Origin of the sequence: Nocardia sp. bgisy134 (genome assembly GCF_965341865.1) — a bacterium.
In the GTDB taxonomy this organism is placed as follows: Bacteria; Actinomycetota; Actinomycetes; order Mycobacteriales; family Mycobacteriaceae; genus Nocardia.
This window is the reverse complement of the sequence record NZ_CBDQZP010000007.1, coordinates 1-14,975: the sequence shown is the minus strand read 5'-3', so window position 1 is coordinate 14,975 and position 14,975 is coordinate 1. Positions and strand designations below refer to the sequence as shown.

At 68.6% G+C, this 14,975-nt stretch carries 19 protein-coding genes; 6 read left to right on the top strand and 13 right to left on the bottom strand.

What is annotated here, in order from left to right:
* Positions 1–77: 77 nt before the first annotated feature.
* From ACRWNM_RS14245 to ACRWNM_RS14235, 3 genes are all read right to left on the bottom strand, one after another.
* Positions 78–1,214 (bottom strand): hypothetical protein, encoded by a 1,137-nt coding sequence (locus ACRWNM_RS14245; protein ID WP_431967494.1) that lies wholly within the window; start codon positions 1,212–1,214, stop codon positions 78–80.
* A gap of 227 nt (positions 1,215–1,441) precedes the next feature.
* Positions 1,442–2,071 (bottom strand): CHAP domain-containing protein, encoded by a 630-nt coding sequence (locus tag ACRWNM_RS14240; RefSeq protein WP_431967492.1) that lies wholly within the window; start codon positions 2,069–2,071, stop codon positions 1,442–1,444.
* A gap of 6 nt (positions 2,072–2,077) precedes the next feature.
* Positions 2,078–2,734, bottom strand: coding sequence for a TIGR03086 family metal-binding protein (locus ACRWNM_RS14235; RefSeq protein ID WP_431967490.1), 657 nt, complete (start codon positions 2,732–2,734; stop codon positions 2,078–2,080).
* A gap of 90 nt (positions 2,735–2,824) precedes the next feature.
* Here ACRWNM_RS14235 and ACRWNM_RS14230 point away from each other — a divergent pair, with 90 nt between their 5' ends.
* Positions 2,825–3,814, top strand: a complete 990-nt coding sequence (locus tag ACRWNM_RS14230) for a helix-turn-helix transcriptional regulator (protein WP_431967488.1) — start codon at positions 2,825–2,827, stop codon at positions 3,812–3,814.
* Positions 3,815–3,818: 4 nt separating this feature from the next.
* On the opposite strand, the gene ACRWNM_RS14225 is transcribed toward ACRWNM_RS14230, so the two are convergent.
* On the bottom strand, positions 3,819–5,249 hold the full coding sequence (locus tag ACRWNM_RS14225; RefSeq protein ID WP_431967486.1) for an MFS transporter: 1,431 nt from the start codon (positions 5,247–5,249) through the stop codon (positions 3,819–3,821).
* Positions 5,250–5,324: 75 nt separating this feature from the next.
* Between ACRWNM_RS14225 and ACRWNM_RS14220 the strand changes: the two genes are divergently transcribed.
* Both ACRWNM_RS14220 and ACRWNM_RS14215 read left to right on the top strand, forming a co-directional pair.
* Positions 5,325–5,807, top strand: a complete 483-nt coding sequence (locus ACRWNM_RS14220) for a MarR family winged helix-turn-helix transcriptional regulator (protein WP_431967484.1) — start codon at positions 5,325–5,327, stop codon at positions 5,805–5,807.
* A gap of 61 nt (positions 5,808–5,868) precedes the next feature.
* Complete coding sequence (locus tag ACRWNM_RS14215; RefSeq protein ID WP_431967482.1) at positions 5,869–6,210, top strand: hypothetical protein; 342 nt, start codon at positions 5,869–5,871, stop codon at positions 6,208–6,210.
* A 4-nt stretch (positions 6,211–6,214) separates the two neighbouring features.
* Here the strand turns inward: ACRWNM_RS14215 and ACRWNM_RS14210 are convergent, their stop codons facing one another.
* Positions 6,215–7,030, bottom strand: a complete 816-nt coding sequence (locus ACRWNM_RS14210; RefSeq protein ID WP_431967480.1) for an AraC family ligand binding domain-containing protein — start codon at positions 7,028–7,030, stop codon at positions 6,215–6,217.
* 62 nt (positions 7,031–7,092) lie between these two features.
* Here ACRWNM_RS14210 and ACRWNM_RS14205 point away from each other — a divergent pair, with 62 nt between their 5' ends.
* The gene (locus ACRWNM_RS14205) at positions 7,093–8,250 is read left to right on the top strand and encodes a DMT family transporter (protein WP_431967478.1); all 1,158 of its coding nucleotides are present in this window, start codon (positions 7,093–7,095) and stop codon (positions 8,248–8,250) included.
* A gap of 14 nt (positions 8,251–8,264) precedes the next feature.
* Here ACRWNM_RS14205 and ACRWNM_RS14200 read toward each other — a convergent pair whose 3' ends face one another.
* Positions 8,265–8,858 (bottom strand): helix-turn-helix domain-containing protein, encoded by a 594-nt coding sequence (locus ACRWNM_RS14200; RefSeq protein WP_431967476.1) that lies wholly within the window; start codon positions 8,856–8,858, stop codon positions 8,265–8,267.
* A gap of 78 nt (positions 8,859–8,936) precedes the next feature.
* On the opposite strand from ACRWNM_RS14200, the gene ACRWNM_RS14195 reads away from it, so the two are divergent.
* Both ACRWNM_RS14195 and ACRWNM_RS14190 read left to right on the top strand, forming a co-directional pair.
* On the top strand, positions 8,937–9,941 hold the full coding sequence (locus ACRWNM_RS14195; protein ID WP_431967474.1) for an NAD(P)/FAD-dependent oxidoreductase: 1,005 nt from the start codon (positions 8,937–8,939) through the stop codon (positions 9,939–9,941).
* Positions 9,942–9,992: 51 nt separating this feature from the next.
* Positions 9,993–10,649: a class I SAM-dependent methyltransferase gene (locus tag ACRWNM_RS14190; RefSeq protein ID WP_431967472.1), complete on the top strand. Its 657-nt coding sequence runs from the start codon at positions 9,993–9,995 to the stop codon at positions 10,647–10,649.
* 70 nt (positions 10,650–10,719) lie between these two features.
* Here the strand turns inward: ACRWNM_RS14190 and ACRWNM_RS14185 are convergent, their stop codons facing one another.
* The 7 genes from ACRWNM_RS14185 to ACRWNM_RS14155 all read right to left on the bottom strand — a co-directional run.
* On the bottom strand, positions 10,720–11,328 hold the full coding sequence (locus ACRWNM_RS14185) for a hypothetical protein (RefSeq protein WP_431967470.1): 609 nt from the start codon (positions 11,326–11,328) through the stop codon (positions 10,720–10,722).
* 258 nt (positions 11,329–11,586) lie between these two features.
* The gene (locus ACRWNM_RS14180; protein ID WP_431967468.1) at positions 11,587–11,958 is read right to left on the bottom strand and encodes a hypothetical protein; all 372 of its coding nucleotides are present in this window, start codon (positions 11,956–11,958) and stop codon (positions 11,587–11,589) included.
* A gap of 1 nt (position 11,959) precedes the next feature.
* The gene (locus tag ACRWNM_RS14175; RefSeq protein WP_431967466.1) at positions 11,960–12,445 is read right to left on the bottom strand and encodes a roadblock/LC7 domain-containing protein; all 486 of its coding nucleotides are present in this window, start codon (positions 12,443–12,445) and stop codon (positions 11,960–11,962) included.
* Positions 12,442–13,503, bottom strand: coding sequence for a hypothetical protein (locus ACRWNM_RS14170; RefSeq protein ID WP_431967464.1), 1,062 nt, complete (start codon positions 13,501–13,503; stop codon positions 12,442–12,444). The genes ACRWNM_RS14175 and ACRWNM_RS14170 overlap by 4 nt, the downstream gene beginning before the upstream one ends.
* On the bottom strand, positions 13,493–13,885 hold the full coding sequence (locus tag ACRWNM_RS14165; RefSeq protein WP_431967462.1) for a hypothetical protein: 393 nt from the start codon (positions 13,883–13,885) through the stop codon (positions 13,493–13,495). The genes ACRWNM_RS14170 and ACRWNM_RS14165 overlap by 11 nt, the downstream gene beginning before the upstream one ends.
* A gap of 506 nt (positions 13,886–14,391) precedes the next feature.
* Positions 14,392–14,571 carry a hypothetical protein gene (locus tag ACRWNM_RS14160; RefSeq protein ID WP_431967460.1) on the bottom strand — a complete coding sequence of 60 codons (180 nt, stop codon included), beginning with the start codon at positions 14,569–14,571 and terminating at the stop codon, positions 14,392–14,394.
* On the bottom strand, positions 14,568–14,975 hold a 408-nt coding region (locus tag ACRWNM_RS14155), incomplete at its 5' end, for an FAD-binding protein (RefSeq protein ID WP_431967458.1). The genes ACRWNM_RS14155 and ACRWNM_RS14160, both read right to left, overlap by 4 nt.

Here is a 14,975-nt window from a genome sequence, read left to right as displayed (position 1 = left end):
CTCATTTCATCATATTTCACATGTGAACCGCTAGACCCATCGGACTCAGCATTCCCACTCGCCACAGGGGTTACGCGTCAGGCCAGACCGTCGATCCGCGCCGCCACGTCGATGGTTCGCCCAGCGGTGTCGCCTAGTTGCTCGCGCACCACCCGTTCCACCTGCGCGACCACCTGTTTCCTGATTCCGGCCAGCGCGCCGAGGGTGGCCGCGCGCACCCCCTGCGCCTTGAAATGCATCCGGATGTCCTCGGTCGCGGGCGGCGCCACGTCGACGACGATCAGCAGCGGATCGGCCGCCCGAGCGGTCAGCACCAGCGGGATCTCGACGTCGGCGCGGTACTTGTTCGCCTTGAAGACCTGCACGGTGATGTCCAGGCCGACGGGCAGCGTCAGGTCGAACGCGACGAGATCATCCGACGCCGCGACCCGCTCGGCCAAGCGCGGCTGCCGAATCGCACCCTGCACGGTGACAGTGGCCCGGTCCTTCGGCCCGGTTTTCAGCGGCCCCACCTCGATCGGGCGCCCGGCCATCTTGTCGACCACCTCGAAGACCCGATCCCGCGTCACGACGCGGTCGAAGAATCGGTGGCCGAACTCGCCGTAATCGATCCAGTCGAATTCCGCCTGCTTGCGGTGCTGCGACCGGGTGCCCGCGACCATGGCCTCGACGTCGAAGACCCGCCCGCTCCTCGCCTGCGGTTCGGCCAGCATGGCGTTGACCCGGTTGGCGACCTCCCGCTGCACCAGTCCCGCGATCGGATCGAGCAACCATTCCCATGCCGATTCCACGGTCTGGGCGCGCAGTACGAAGCTCACGTCGCGGGTGGTGATGGGCGGGATGTCGATGACGATCAGCAGCGGGTCGGCGGTGCGGGCGTGCAGCGTCAGATCGATCTCGACGACCGCCTCCAACCGCAGTTTCCTTCCGCCGAGCCGCACCTTCACCGCGAGCGTGAGCGGCACCGTCACCTGGAAGACAACGTGCGGATCGTGACGGAGCACCGTGGGGTCGCCGACCTTGCCCTCGGCGATGAATCCGGCGAGTCCGGGAGGGCCGATGTTGAACGGCCCGATGGCCACGCCCCGCCCGGCCATGGAGGCCACCGCGGCCACGATGCGTTCCTCGGTCACCGCGTGGGTGACGAAGCGTTCGCCGAAGTCGGCGTAGTCGATCCAGGACGGGTCGTTCGTCGTTTCTTCGGTCGTCTGCATCAGAGATTCCGAAACCCTCACCTTTCAACGGACTACCGACACGGTACGCGACGAAAGTTTCCGGATATCCGAACGATCGGGGAACCCTGTCCTGCTGATGAGGGGGTAGCAGGACAGGGCCCTATGCGACAGCGCTGCCGGGCGCTGCCGTCTCCATACTAAGGCTCGGTGGCGGACGCGCCGAGCATCGCACGCGCCGAATGGGACAGTCTGAGCGGCAATGATTCTCAGAATCGACCGTAGCCGACGACGTCCTCCGCGTCGGCCACCCGGAACCGGTGGATGCGCACCTCGCCGAATTCGTTGCCGCCGATCGTGGTCACCTCGCCGTCGGCCGCCGTGAGCACGATGTTCGTGTGCTGGGTGAATGGGCTTTCCGGGCCGTAGAGCAGCACGTCACCGGTGCGCGGGCGATACCCGCTGCCCGCGGGCGCGAACCTGTCGGATCCCTCGTAGTACTCCTGGAGGGTGTAGACGCCGGGAATCCGCCATGACCCGGAGTTCGGGTTCGACAGCGGTCGCCCCGCCTCCCGCATCGTCCAGCTCACGAAATCGGCGCACCATGGCTCGACCAGCCCCTCGGCGTACTTCGGTCCCCCACCCGGATTTGCGAACTCGTGCTCCAGTACCTCGACCAGCCTGGCCTGCGCCGGATCGAGGGCGGACCGATCGATATCGGGGAAGACGGTGGGACTCTCTCCGATCACGGCGGGGTGATCGGAGCTCGTCCGCCACCAGAGCGCGCCCGCGACGACGGCTGCCACGACGACCGACCCCAGCGCCAGCAGCAGACCGAGTCGCGCCCGGGTTCTTTCCGGTACGGACACGCCGTCCCCCCAATCATTCTGTACGACCATTCATCCTTAGGACGAACGGCCGCCGCGAACGGTTCCCGGATCGCGCCCCAGATAACGCAGCAGTGCGGCGACCGCGTCGTCCTCGGGAGCACCGTCGACCACCGCGGCGTAAGCACCCCACTGACGCAGCGGTTCCACGATCTCCATCACCGGCCCACCGCCCGGCGCGGGATTCGTCGTGCGCGCCGCGGCAAGCAGGGCACGGGACAGCTCCTCGTCGAGCGGCGAGTCCTGGCCGGTGGCGATGGCGAGATCCCACGCGTGCACCGCCGCGTCCAAGGCGCACAGCACGGCCGCCACCGGCGTCGGGAGTGCGCCGTGCGGCAACGGGGTCGGCACCTCGAGGGTCTCGTCGGTGACGGTCGCCCACGCGGCGGCGGTCTGCTCGATCGCGTCGCGCACCAGGGCGACGGGCGAGCCGTCGATCGTCCCCGACGGGGCGAAGGGATTGGCCGCCGGGCCGTTCCCGATGCCGAGGCGCTCGGCGAAGGCGAGCTGATCGCCCGCGGCGTGCTGAATCACCTGCGTCACATCCCATTCCGCGCACGGCGTGGTCAGGCTCCACTGGTCGTCGCGGATACCGGCGACGACGTCGGCGAGCGCGCGGTGCGCGGCGGCGAGGGTCTCGCGCCAGACAGTGGTGAGAGCGATATCGGTGTGCATGGCGGGCCTTTCGGTTGTGCTCTTCGGTACTGACTACGAGCCTATGGGGCTATTAGGCTGCTTTCGTTCCTAATAGTTCGAGAGGCGATCGTGACCGAGACCACAACCCGTGTTCTGCGTCTGCTTGCGCTGCTCCAGGACCGCGCCTACTCCGGCCGGGAGCTGGCCGACCGGCTCGGCGTCACGGATCGCACGCTGCGCAACGACATTCGCAGGCTGCGCGACCTGGGCTATCCCGTGCACGCCGAGCGCGGCGCGATCGGCGGCTACCGGCTGGGACGCGGCTCCACCATGCCGCCGCTGCTGCTCGACGACGACGAGGCCGTGGCGGTGGCCGTGGCGGTCGGGCTGGCCGAGGACGGCGCGACCGGCATCGCCGACATCACCGAGCACGTCGGCCGCGCGCTGGCCAAACTCGAACAGATCCTGCCGAAACGCTTGCAGCGCAAGGTGACCGCGCTGCGCAGCGCCACCGCGATCGGCCCGGCGACCACCGGCTCGCGCGAGCCCGACGCACCCGTCCCCGCCGAGGTGCTCACCGTCCTGGCGGGCGCGATCCGGGACGGCGCGGCGGTGCGGCTCGACATCGTCACCGCCGCATCGGAATTCGACGGCCCCCTCGAGGCCGAGCCGTATCGGCTGATCAATTGGCAACGCCGCTGGTACCTGGTCGCCTACGTGCTCGACACCCACACCTGGCGCGCGATACCCGTCGCCGGGGTGCGCCGGGCGGCCGCGACCGGCCGCCGTTTCGGCGCCCGCGCACTGCCCGACGACGACCTCGTCGCCTTCGTCATGCGCGATGTCGCGAGTACCGGGTGGCGGGTGCACGCCCAGGTCACGGTGTTCGCCCCGGCCGAGGTCGTGCTCGCGAGGATCAATCCCGCGGTCGGGGTGGTCGAGCCGGTCGACGAGAACAGCTGCCTTCTCCATACCGGCGCGGATGCGCTGGAGACCATCGCCATCTATCTGAGCATGCTGATGATGGACTTCCGCGTCGACGGCCCGCCGGAACTCGTCGCGCACCTGCGGACACTCGCCCGCCGCTATACCGAGTCGGTCCGGGACGCGCCGGCCTGACGGGTCAGTCCTTCTTGCCCATCGGAATACAGGCCGTCAGCGCGATGCCCGCCACCGCGGCCGCCATGGCGATGAAGAACGTGGTGTGGAAGCCGTCGCGGGAAGGCAGCAGGTGCGCGCCGAGCGAGATCGTCATGTGCGCGAGCACCACGCTCATCACCGCCGAGGAGGTGGAGGTCCCGATCGAGCGCATGAGCGAGTTGAGCCCGTTGGCCGCGGCCGTCTCCGTGATCGGCACGGCGCCCATGATCAGCGCGGGCATCGCCGCGTAGGCCAGGCCGACGCCGCCCGCGACGATCACGGCGGCGAGCATGATCTGCCAGACGCTGTTCATCAACAGCACTGCGCACAGGTAGCCGACGGCGATCACGGCCGATCCGAGCATCAGCGTCAGCTTCGGCCCGCGCGCGGCCGACAGCCGCGCCGAGACGGGCGAGAGCGCCATCATCACCAAACCGGTTGGCGCGAGGGCCAATCCGGCGTTGACCATGGACAGCCCGAAGCCGTAGCCGGTCTCCTCCGGAGCCATCAGCAATTGCGGGAAGGTCAGCGACATCCCGTACAGCGCGAAGCCGACGGCGATGGATGCCATGTTGGTGAACAGCACTCGCGGCCGCGCCGAGACCCGCAGGTCGACCAGTGGTGCGCGCTGCCGCAATTCGAAGAAGCCCCAGCCGAGGAAGACCACCAGCGAGACCGCGAACAGCGTGAGGATCGAGGCGCTGGACCAACCCCAGTCCGCGCCCTTGGTGATCGCCACGAGCAGCGCCAACAGGGCGATCGACAGTCCAACGGCCCCACCGAAATCGAAACGAGCCGGGGTGCGCACCGGCGATTCCGGCACGAAAACGAAGACCAGCGCCGCGCACAGCACGCCCAGTGCCGCCGAGGTCCAGAACAGTACGTGCCAGTTCGCGTTCTGCGCGATCGCCGCGGCCACCGGCAGGCCCACCGCGCCCCCGACGCCGAGCGTCGCGCTCATGATCGCCATGGCCGAGCCGACCCGCTCGGCGGGCAGTTCGTCGCGCATGATGCTGATGCCCAACGGAATCGCGCCGACGGCGGCGCCTTGCAGCGACCGACCGATGATCTCCGGCAGCAGCGAGGAGAAGCTCGCGCAGACCACCGAACCGGCGATGAGGGAGAGCAGGTTCGCGAACAGCACACGGCGCTTGCCGAACATGTCGCCGAGGCGGCCGCTGATCGGCGTGAACACCGCGCCCGCCAGCAAGGTCGCGGTGATCACCCAGGACGCGTTGGACGCGGAGGTGCTGAGCAGCGTCGGCAGCGCGGGAATGATCGGGATGACCAGCGTCTGCATCAGCGAGACCACGACGCCGACCATGCCGAGCGTCGCGATGAGCAGGGCGGAGGTCGGGCGACGCCGGGTCTCGGCGCCCGTGACGATCGAGGACGCCTCGGCAGTTAAGGACATGGATGTGTACGCTACACATGGTGTGTATGCTGCACAATTTGGTAGAAGAGTGATCCGCGCGACATAGTGAGTGCCATGTCAGACCGGGAACCCGCCGACCACGCAGCGCTCACGCGCCTCGTCTTCGAGCTCACGCTGCTCTCCCGGCACTTCCCCGCCTCGGTGCTGCGCCGCCCCGGCTTCCAGCTGGACCGCTCGGCCTTCCTGATCCTCACCAGGCTCGAAATCGACCACCCGCTCAGCCTGCGCGAACTCGCCGACGCCTTCCGACTCGACGTCTCCACCATCAACCGGCAGGTCGGCGCAATGCTGAAACAAGGCTTGGTGGAACGGGTTCCCGACCCCGACGGCGGCATCGCCCGCAAGATCCGCACCAGCGCCAAGGGCATGGATCTGCTCGCCGCCGACCGCGCCCAGAGCCACGACGGCATCGGGGCCGTGGTCGCCGAATGGTCCGAGCACGACATCGATCAGCTCGGCGTGCTGGTCGCCCGCTTCAACGAGTCCATCGAACACATGGAGCACAATCCGTGGCCGCGACCGCCCGCGGCACGCTGACTTCTGGACCGACTTCGCCGAATCCACGGCACGGCGCCGCGTGGCCGTTAAGCTCCCGACGATGGGAGAACTTCGGCATTCCCGGCGCCCCCGCACGGTCCGCCCGAGCTGGTTCGCCTGGGACAACTACCTGATCGGCGTCGTCGGCCTCGCCTTCGCCGTCGCGTTCGGCACGGCGGCCGCGATCCTCGCCCAGGCGGGGCACCATCCGCCCGCCATCGCGGTCGCGGCGTTCGCGGTGCTGTTCGCCACGCCCGCCGCGGTGCAGGCGATCGGCGAACTACTCGCGGGGCTGCTGCTGGTCGGCATGCTGCTCGGTTCGATCCTGCTGCTGCCCGCGCTGCTGGTGAGCCCGACCGTGCGCCGCTGGGCGAAGCGGCGGTGGGCGCGCGCCACGGCCTGACCGGTCAGCCCGCGCGCGAGTACACGCCAGGCGTGATGCCGTAGCAGCGACGGAACCAGCGGGTCAGGTGCGCCTGATCGGCGAAGCCCGCGGCCACCGCCGCCTCGGCGACCGGACGGCCCGCCGCGATCAGCCGTCGCGCCGCCCGCAGCCGCAGGATGCGCTGGTAATCGCTCGGCGCCAGACCGTAATTCGCGCGAAAGGCCCGGTAGAGCGCGAAGCGGCTGGCGCCCGTCGAGGTGACGAGATCGTCCATCGACAGCGTGTCCAGATAGCGCTCGTCCAGCACATCGCGCACGCGGCGCGCGATCGCGCTGTTGCCGCCGCCGATCACCGTTCTCTCGCGCGGGGTGCGCGCGCCGCGCTGCACCAGCGCCGCGACCGTGGCGGATAGCGCCTCGTCCCTTGCCAATTCGGTGGCGTGCGAGGTGAGACTCGCGTACAGCCTGCCGAGCGCGCCCGCCAGCAGCGGGTCGTGCAGCACGGGTTCGGCAAAGAGCGGCAGGCCCGCCGGACGACCCGCCCGGTCGGACAGCAGGTCGGTGATCAGCTCCGTGCCGATGTGCACGATCCGGTAGGTGAAGCCCGCCTCGGTCGCGCTGTGCCCGTCGTGCGGTTCGTCCGGATTGAACGCCATCACCATGCCCGCTGAGCTGACCCTGGCCGCGCCGCGGCAGTCGAAACTCTGCGCACCGAAATCGGTGAGCCCGAACGAGTAGGTCTCGTGCGCGTGCGGGTGATAGACGTGCCGCTCGAAATGGGCGCGCATCACCTCCACCGGGCGATCCGGCATCCGCCGATATTCGACCCATTCGCTCACGGCTCCATTCTCACCGCACCAGCGTTCAATACCTCGGGGCGGCCCGCGCGGAGTATCGAACCGTGCGTATCCGTTTGCTGTTGATCCTGGTCATGGCCCTGTGGGGCAGCGCGTTCGCCTCGTCCAAGGCGGCCGTCGGCGATGTCCCACACGAGGTGGCGGGCTTCCTGCGCTTCCTCATCGGCGCCCTCGTCTTGCTCGTGGTGTTGCGCGCGCCCCGGCTGCCCGCCGCGGAAGCGCCGCGCGTGGCCGGTCTCGGCATGGTCGGCGTGTTCGGCTACAATGCGCTGTTCTTCCTCGCGCTCTCCCTCGCGCCCGCCGCGGACGGCAGCGTGATCGTGCCGATGGCCGCTCCGGTCTGCACGGTCGCGGTGAGCGTCCTGCTCGGGCGCGTGCGGTTGTCCGGTGCGCGACTGCTCGGGCTGACGCTCGCCGCGGTCGGCGGTGTGGTCTTCTTCCTCGGCATTCCCGACTCCGGCGACACCCGCCTGCTTGGTGACCTCCTCTTCCTCGGCGCCGCGGCCTGCTGGTCGGCCTACACCCTGCTCGGCGCGCCGCTGCTGAGCCGGTTGCCCGCAGCCACCGTCACCGTCTACGCGACCGCCGCGGGCGCCACCGCCCTCGGACTGCTCGCCGTCCCCGCGCTCGCCGACGTCCGCTGGTCGGAGCTCGGCCCCGAATTCTGGCTCAACCAGGCCTATCTCGGCGCGCTGCCGACCGCGCTCGCCTACGTGCTGTATTACCACGCGGTCGGCCAGGTCGGCCCCACCACGGCGACGTCCGCCATGTTCCTCGTCCCGGCCTTCGGATTGACGTGCGCATGGGTGCTCCTCGGTGAATCCATCTCACCACTGCAAGGGATCGGAGCGGGGTTGATGCTGGTCGGCGCGTGGATGAATACGCGTCTCGCGGTGGACGATTCGGGGCCGATGCCCGCAGATCCCGCTCCGTTGGCGACGGATTCCGCACCGTCAGCGGTCGCATCCGGCAGCCCGGTGCTCGAATCGAGGGATACCGCCGCGATTTTCGACGCTGCCGCAGCCGATGTCGACGCACGGGCCGAATCCGTCCGAGCCGCAGCCAACGGCACCCGACCAGCTGTCGATTCGGCCTTGGCAACCGAACTGGTCCCGGCCGAGTTCGACTCACCCCTGCCCGGTTCCAACGTGGCAGCGGGCGAAGTGGATTCGTCGCATGGACCGAGCCGGCCCGCGCACTGAGCGACGGCCGAGCGTTACCCCTCGCGTTTCGATTTCGAGCGGGCGCGGAGGTGGGCGCGTTCGCCCTGTTTGCCGAAGAGGCTGAGGAATTCGACGGGTTCGCGGTCGGCGGCGCCGAACCAGTGGGGTATGTGGGTGTCGAATTCGGCCGCTTCGCCGGGTACCAGCACCAGATCGTGCTCGCCGATGATGGCGCGGAGGCGCCCGTTCAGCACGTAGAGCCATTCGTAGCCCTCGTGGGTCTGGAGGCGGGGTTCCGCGCCGGGGTCGGCGGGCTGGAGGACGATCTTGTAGGCCTGGATGCCGCCCGCGCGACGGGTCAGCGGAACCATGGTCATGCCTTGCCGGGTGAGCGGCCGCAAGTGGACGCGCGGATCACCGGTGGGTGGTGCGTCCACGAGTTCGTCCAGTGTGACGCCGTGCGCCCTGGCGAGGGGCAGCAGGAGTTCCAGCGTCGGGCGGCGGTCACCGGACTCCAGCCGGGAGAGGGTGCTCACGGATATCCCGGTGGTCGCCGAGAGATCGGCCAGCGTGGTTTCGCGCCGCCGCCGCAGGGCACGCAGTCGGGGACCGACCGCGTCGAGTGCTTGGTCGAGATCGTCGTCCATGCGACCAGCTTGCCAGATTGGCAAAGAATGTTGCCGTCTCCGCGGATGTACTCGCATAGTCGTCGCCAGGAGGTGGTCATGGTGACCGATCAGCGGAAAGACAGCTACGACGTGGTGGTGATCGGCGGCGGCGCCGCGGGGTTGAGCGGCGCGCTGATGCTCGGCCGATCGCGCCGCTCGGTGCTGGTGGTCGACGCGGGCGCGCCGCGCAACGCTCCGGCCGAGGGCGTGCACGGCCTGCTGGCCAGGGACGGCACGCCGCCCGCCGAATTGCTGGAACGCGGCCGCGCCGAGGTGCGCGCGTATGGCGTTCAGCTCGCGTCCGGCGAAGTGCGCGGCGCGGACCGCGACGGCGACGGTTTCGTCGCGACTCTGGCCGACGGCCGGACCGTTCACGCCCGCAGGCTGCTGGTCACCACCGGCTTGGTCGACGAACTGCCCGACATTCCCGGCCTGCGCGAACGCTGGGGCCGGGACGTGGTGCACTGCCCCTACTGCCACGGCTGGGAGGTGCGCGATCGGGCCATCGGCGTGCTCGCCACGGGTCCGATGTCGGTGCACCAGGCGCTGCTGTTCCGGCAGCTCAGCGCCGACATCACCTTCTTCGCCCACACCACGTCACCCACGCGGGAGGAGACGGTGCAGCTGGCGGCCCGCGGCGTCAGGCTGGTCGAGGGCGAGGTAACGGGACTGGAGATCGCCGAGGATCGCATCACCGGCGTGCGCCTGAGCGACGGAACGGTGATCGACCGCGAGGTCGTCGCGGTCGGGTCGCGGATGGTGGCGCGGGCGGATTTCCTCGCGACGCTCGGGCTGCGCCGCTCCGAACATCCCATGGGCGAGTTCATCGCCGCCGACCCGACCGGCCGCACCGAGGTTCCCGGCGTGTGGGCGGCGGGGAACGTCACCGACTTGGCCGCCCAAGTCGGCACGGCCGCCGCCGCGGGCGCCACCGCGGCCGGGCACATCAACGCCGATCTGGTCGCCGAGGACACCCGAAACGCGGTCGCCGCGTATCCGTTCGCACTCGACATCGAAGCACTCCTGTGCGAGGCGGCAGGCGACGGCCGCCACGGCCTCTGAACCACGAAGGAACACAGAGTGCTCACCTGCCGGTCGGCTACCACCAGGAGTTTGCCCGATGGCTCACTCCCAGAACTGATTAGGATCACCGTGCCAGAACAACTCGACCACGCCTTCTGGGAAGCCCGCTATCGCGCCCACTCGACGACCCCGCACCCGCAACCCAATCCACACCTCACGGTGGAGGCGGCGAACCTGACCCCGGGCCGCGCCCTGGACGCGGGCTGCGGCGAAGGCGCGGAAGCCGTTTGGCTCGCCGCACACGGCTGGCGTGTGACGGCAGTCGATTTCGCCACCGCCGCCCTGGATCACGCCCGCGAGCTGGCCGACCTCCGCGGGCCCGAGATCTCCGGCCGAATCGATTGGCTGGCAGCGGATCTGACGGAGTGGACGCCCGAGGAGAACGGCTACGACCTCGTTTGCTCGCATTACGCCCACCCCGTCATGGGAGCCGAAACCTTGCTTCGCCGGCTGGCTCCTGCCGTCGCCCCCGGCGGCACGCTTCTCATCGTCGGCCACCATCCGTCGGACGCGCACTCCGCCGCCCACGCGACGGGCGTGCACGCCACCGCGGAGGATCTGGCGGCAGCGCTGGAACCCAACCGCTGGGAAATCACGGTGGCGGAGACGAGATCTCGCACGATGACCCACGGCAGTCACCAGATCGAGCTTCACGACACCGTTCTGGTGGCGAGGAAGCAACGCTGAGGTCCGCATATCAGTAAGGTCGCCGCGGCCAGCCAGTGCTCCTTGGGCAATGGCCGGTCGCGCAGCTGTCCTACTTCCGCGCCGACACCAGCATCGGCTCGTGCAGGTCGAAGTACGTGACCTCGCCCATGAGCCTGCGCTCCTCCTCGAGCAACGGCCGAAGATCGTCGGGAATCTCGATCTTCTCGTGCTCGCGAGCCTCGGCTTCGGACCTGAAATACACCGCCTCGACGTACCCGTCGGCGCCGTAGGTCGACAACGTGCCACCGAGAATCTCTGGGCGCAGTTCGTGCAGACGATCACCCGTCTGCGTGTGCAGTTCGCGCATCCGGCGCCCATCGGCTGTATGGCCCTCCATGATCTGCACGAAGCCTGCCTCGTCAGAGCCGCCGCTCATCCACTGCGTCACCTCCGGGCAGTCCATGAAGGTGACCGGCCCGTCGAAGCACTGCTCGGTCTCGGCCCACCAGGCGCCCTGCTCCGGGCGCGCGCTGTTTCGTCGCGCCGCGTCCTCGGATTCGAAACGGGCAAGCGCGATGAATGTGCCGTCGTCGCATAGTCCGTACGTTGTGCCGAGGTATCCGACAGCCCCCGGTTCCAGTTCTGCTGTCCACCGATCCATGCACCGACTGAGCCGGTCGGCGTCGGACACTTTGCCTTGAATCACCTGGATGAACATCTGGTCCTCCTCGCGTGGAGCAATCACTCCGCGAATGGCGCGGGGTCTATGCGTAGTGGTCCACCGAGCGCGTGAAACCGCACGGCCCACACACGCCGCCGCCGCACCGTCAATCGTTCGCCGCCCGCCGGGCCCGCGCAAGTACGGTCGCCAGTTACACCTCCGCCACCCCTGATGCTCGGCTGACAACTGCGAAAACGACACTTGCACCCCGCACCGCGACCTCGCCCAAGGCCGGCGCGAGCCCTGGGCGGCCGATCAGACCTCCAATTCCTCTTCGATACCCTTGAGGTGGTGCCTGGCCAGCGCGAGGTTCGCCCGGCCACGGTCCAAGGCGAGGTAGAGGAACAGGCCTTTGGATTTTCGGCCGGTCATCGGCCGGATGATGTGGTACTGGCCGGACAGCGTGATGAGGATGTCCTCGATGTCTTCTTTGAGGTTGAGTTGTTCCATGGTGCGAAGCTTGGCGCGCACCACCTCGGTGTTGCCCGCCGCGGCGATTTGGAGGTCCAAAGCCTTGGAGCTGCCGAGCATTCCGAGGGCCATACCGCTGTTGTAATCGACGACGGCGGCGCCGATCGCGCCGTCGATCACCATCATGTCCTTCAGAGCCAGATCGAGATTCGTCATTTCATTCCTTTCGATGGGTGTGCGTTGCCCGGTCCCTGCCGGGCTTGTTCGCCATCGCCGCCAGATGGTCGGCGATCGCGCGGGCCACCGGGCGCGACTCCAGATGGAGCCGGCCGACGTTCACTTCGGATCCGGCCAGTACGGTCAGCGAGGCCCAGCCCGCCGAGTAGATCACCACGTACCCGTCGGTGCCGCGCACCACGACCTCGTGGAATCCGCCGCCGTTGGCGGTGGCGGACAGCCGGTACGACAGCGCGAGATGCGAAGCCGACAGCGCTGCCATTCCGTCGGGTTCGATGTGTGCGGGCAGGTCGTGCGCGATCAATAGACCGTCGCCGGACGCGACCAGCGCGCCGGTCAGCTGTGGCACCCGATCCCGCAGCATCTTCAGTTCCGCCAGCACCGCCGCGGTCGGTCCGGGTCCGGACATCGCCACCTTGGTCAACCTTCCCATCCATTCGCCGAACAATTTCTTTCGCGCGGTCACGCAAGCTCCTCCAACGCCGCCCGCAGGCGAACCAGCACGTCGCGGTCCACGGGCTCCCACTGTTCCGCCGACGGCGGCGGGACCGTACGCACCCGACGGCGTAGGGGCGGGACGGTGGGCTCTCCTGGCGCTACAGGCGTCATGCGTGGCGCATCGGGATCGGCGATTACCGCAGGTCCGGCCACCGCGAGCGCAGCGGATTCCGCTAGCCTCGAGTCGGTGCGCGCGGCGAGCACCGCGGCCTGCACCTCGGCCGAGTCGGCGGATCCCGGCTCGGTGAACATCGCGGGCTCGGTGACGCGCGGCCCGGTCAGCTTGGAGTGCTTGCCGTTTCGCGACTCGATGCGCGCGGGAGGCCCGACCTCTCGCGGTCCGCTGTGGGGGGCGAATCCCGCGCCCCACGGGGCGGCGTGCCTGCCGGGCTCGACGACGGCCGGGCCGGGCGGCTCGAGCAAGCCCGCCGCGGTCAACTCCCGCACCGCCTCCAGACATCCGTACGTGGTGCGGCCGAGGTCACGGGCGATACCCGTGATGCTGCGCTGGGTATCCGCCGCCGCGAGCACCTCGGCCTGACCCGCGGTGAGCACCACGTGGCGGCGCCGGACGCGGCGCACCGGCACCACCGGGACGCGGTCCACCAGGTCCGCCGGCCACGGCCCGGACTCCGGATCGCCGCGCCGCTCGCATTCCTGCACCAGCGCGCGCGGCGTGATGTGGCAGACCGGCGCGAGCCAGTGCGGTGGCGCAGGCCGGAATTCGGGGACGGCGGACGACGCGAACAAGAAGTAGGCCGCATCGTAAACCGATAGCAGCGCAAGGGTTTCCAGTCGCGGCCGCGCCAGCACCTGCCCGGGATCCCCGGCACCCGCCCGCCGCCAATCCTCCGCTGTCGCCACGCCCGCCTCCACCACCAGCCGGTCCAGCCCGGTCGTTCTGCGGCAATCGGCGGAGGCGATCACGCCACCGGTGAGATGAAATGCGCCATCACCGGCGCGTAAGACACCCGTACTCCCTTCCTTTTCCAGCCGCCGCAGTTCGACGGCGAGGTCAACGCCCATAACCGTCCTCGGCGAATTCCGCGAGAATCGCCCGAAGCTGATATCGAGCCATCGCCAGATTGCCGGTGTCGACTTCACACAGCACGTGCACGAAAAGCCGGCCGTCGAAGTCACCGTCCACCAGATTCAGCAAGTGAAATCCACGGGACCCGGACACGATGATCTCGGTGAGATCGTCACCGTCCCAACCGGTCGCCAGCGCCGAGCAGCCGAGCACTGTACGAACCACATCCGTTGTGGCCGCAGCATCTTCGTGCTGATCGACCAGATCGTGCTGCCCGGCCGCCGCGATCGCAAGACCACTCGCCCCGTCCACCATTGTCACGCTGCGCGCACCCGGAATGTCCATGATGCGTTTCAAGCAGCCCTCGATACCGATCACCGTGCCACCGCTTGTCTGTGAGGGTTTTAGCGAGTCCCGACGCTACACACGGCCCGGGAGCTGTGTACAGCTATCGACGGGAAATTTCTCAGCACACAACGCATTTCCCCCGGATACGCGAAAAGAATACCCTCCGGTATTTCAAACCTACCGGTAGTTAATGGACTTTAGTCATTTCGCGTTGCGTAATTAGGTTGCCCACAATGCGGAAGACTCACGATGCACGATTCATGTCGCGCCCACCTCCCCGAGCAGCTACCATCGCGCATCCCGCCGAGTGAACATCGTTGCCACCGAACGCCTTCGGCCTTCGCAAGGCAGGGTGAACTCGACAGCCTCGGAACTCGCCGCGGCACCGAGGCGCGGGGGCTGAAGAGAGTCGACCGGCCAGTCCGAACGACGCCGATGAGGCGGCCTCGCAAAGGAATTGGAGGTGTTGCTCCAAATGACTTCGAACACACGGGACGACGACCGAAGTCAGTCGTCGTAGTGCCCACCCACAGCGATCACGACCAGTTCGTTATCGGTGACGTAGAGTCGGAGCGGTTGTGGCAGCCGCGTGTTTCGCGTCGTTCCAGGGCAACCTCCAACGTGGCACGGGCCGCGATCGCCGACGATTTCAGATCGAACGCGTGCGGCAGATCCTGGAATCCGGCGGGATCGGGATGCACGCCGATGTTCGTCATCCGTCGCCTGCGAACGCGGTGCGCCGGTAGGTGTGCGCACCGAAGAACCGCTGCGAGATCTGCCCGTCGGACTCGCGAGCGAACGGCATTCCCCACCGCTCCAGATCTTCGATTCCGCGAGCGGCATTCTCGGTGACGACCTGCACGATATCCGGGCGGGCCAGCAGATAGCTCTCCGTGATCGTGTCCGCCGCGTGCTGTTGCCAGCTGTCCTCGGCATCCATCGTCGACAGTGCGGCGTTGATGCCGCCCGCGGCGAGCGTGGTGTGCGCGTCCGCCTTCGGTCGCTTGCCGAGCACGAGCACGTCCACACCTCGCTCGGCCAGCTCGATCGCCGCACGCAGGCCTGCGCCGCCGGTGCTGATCACGAGTACCGACGTCGCGATCTGACGTTCGGCCGAATG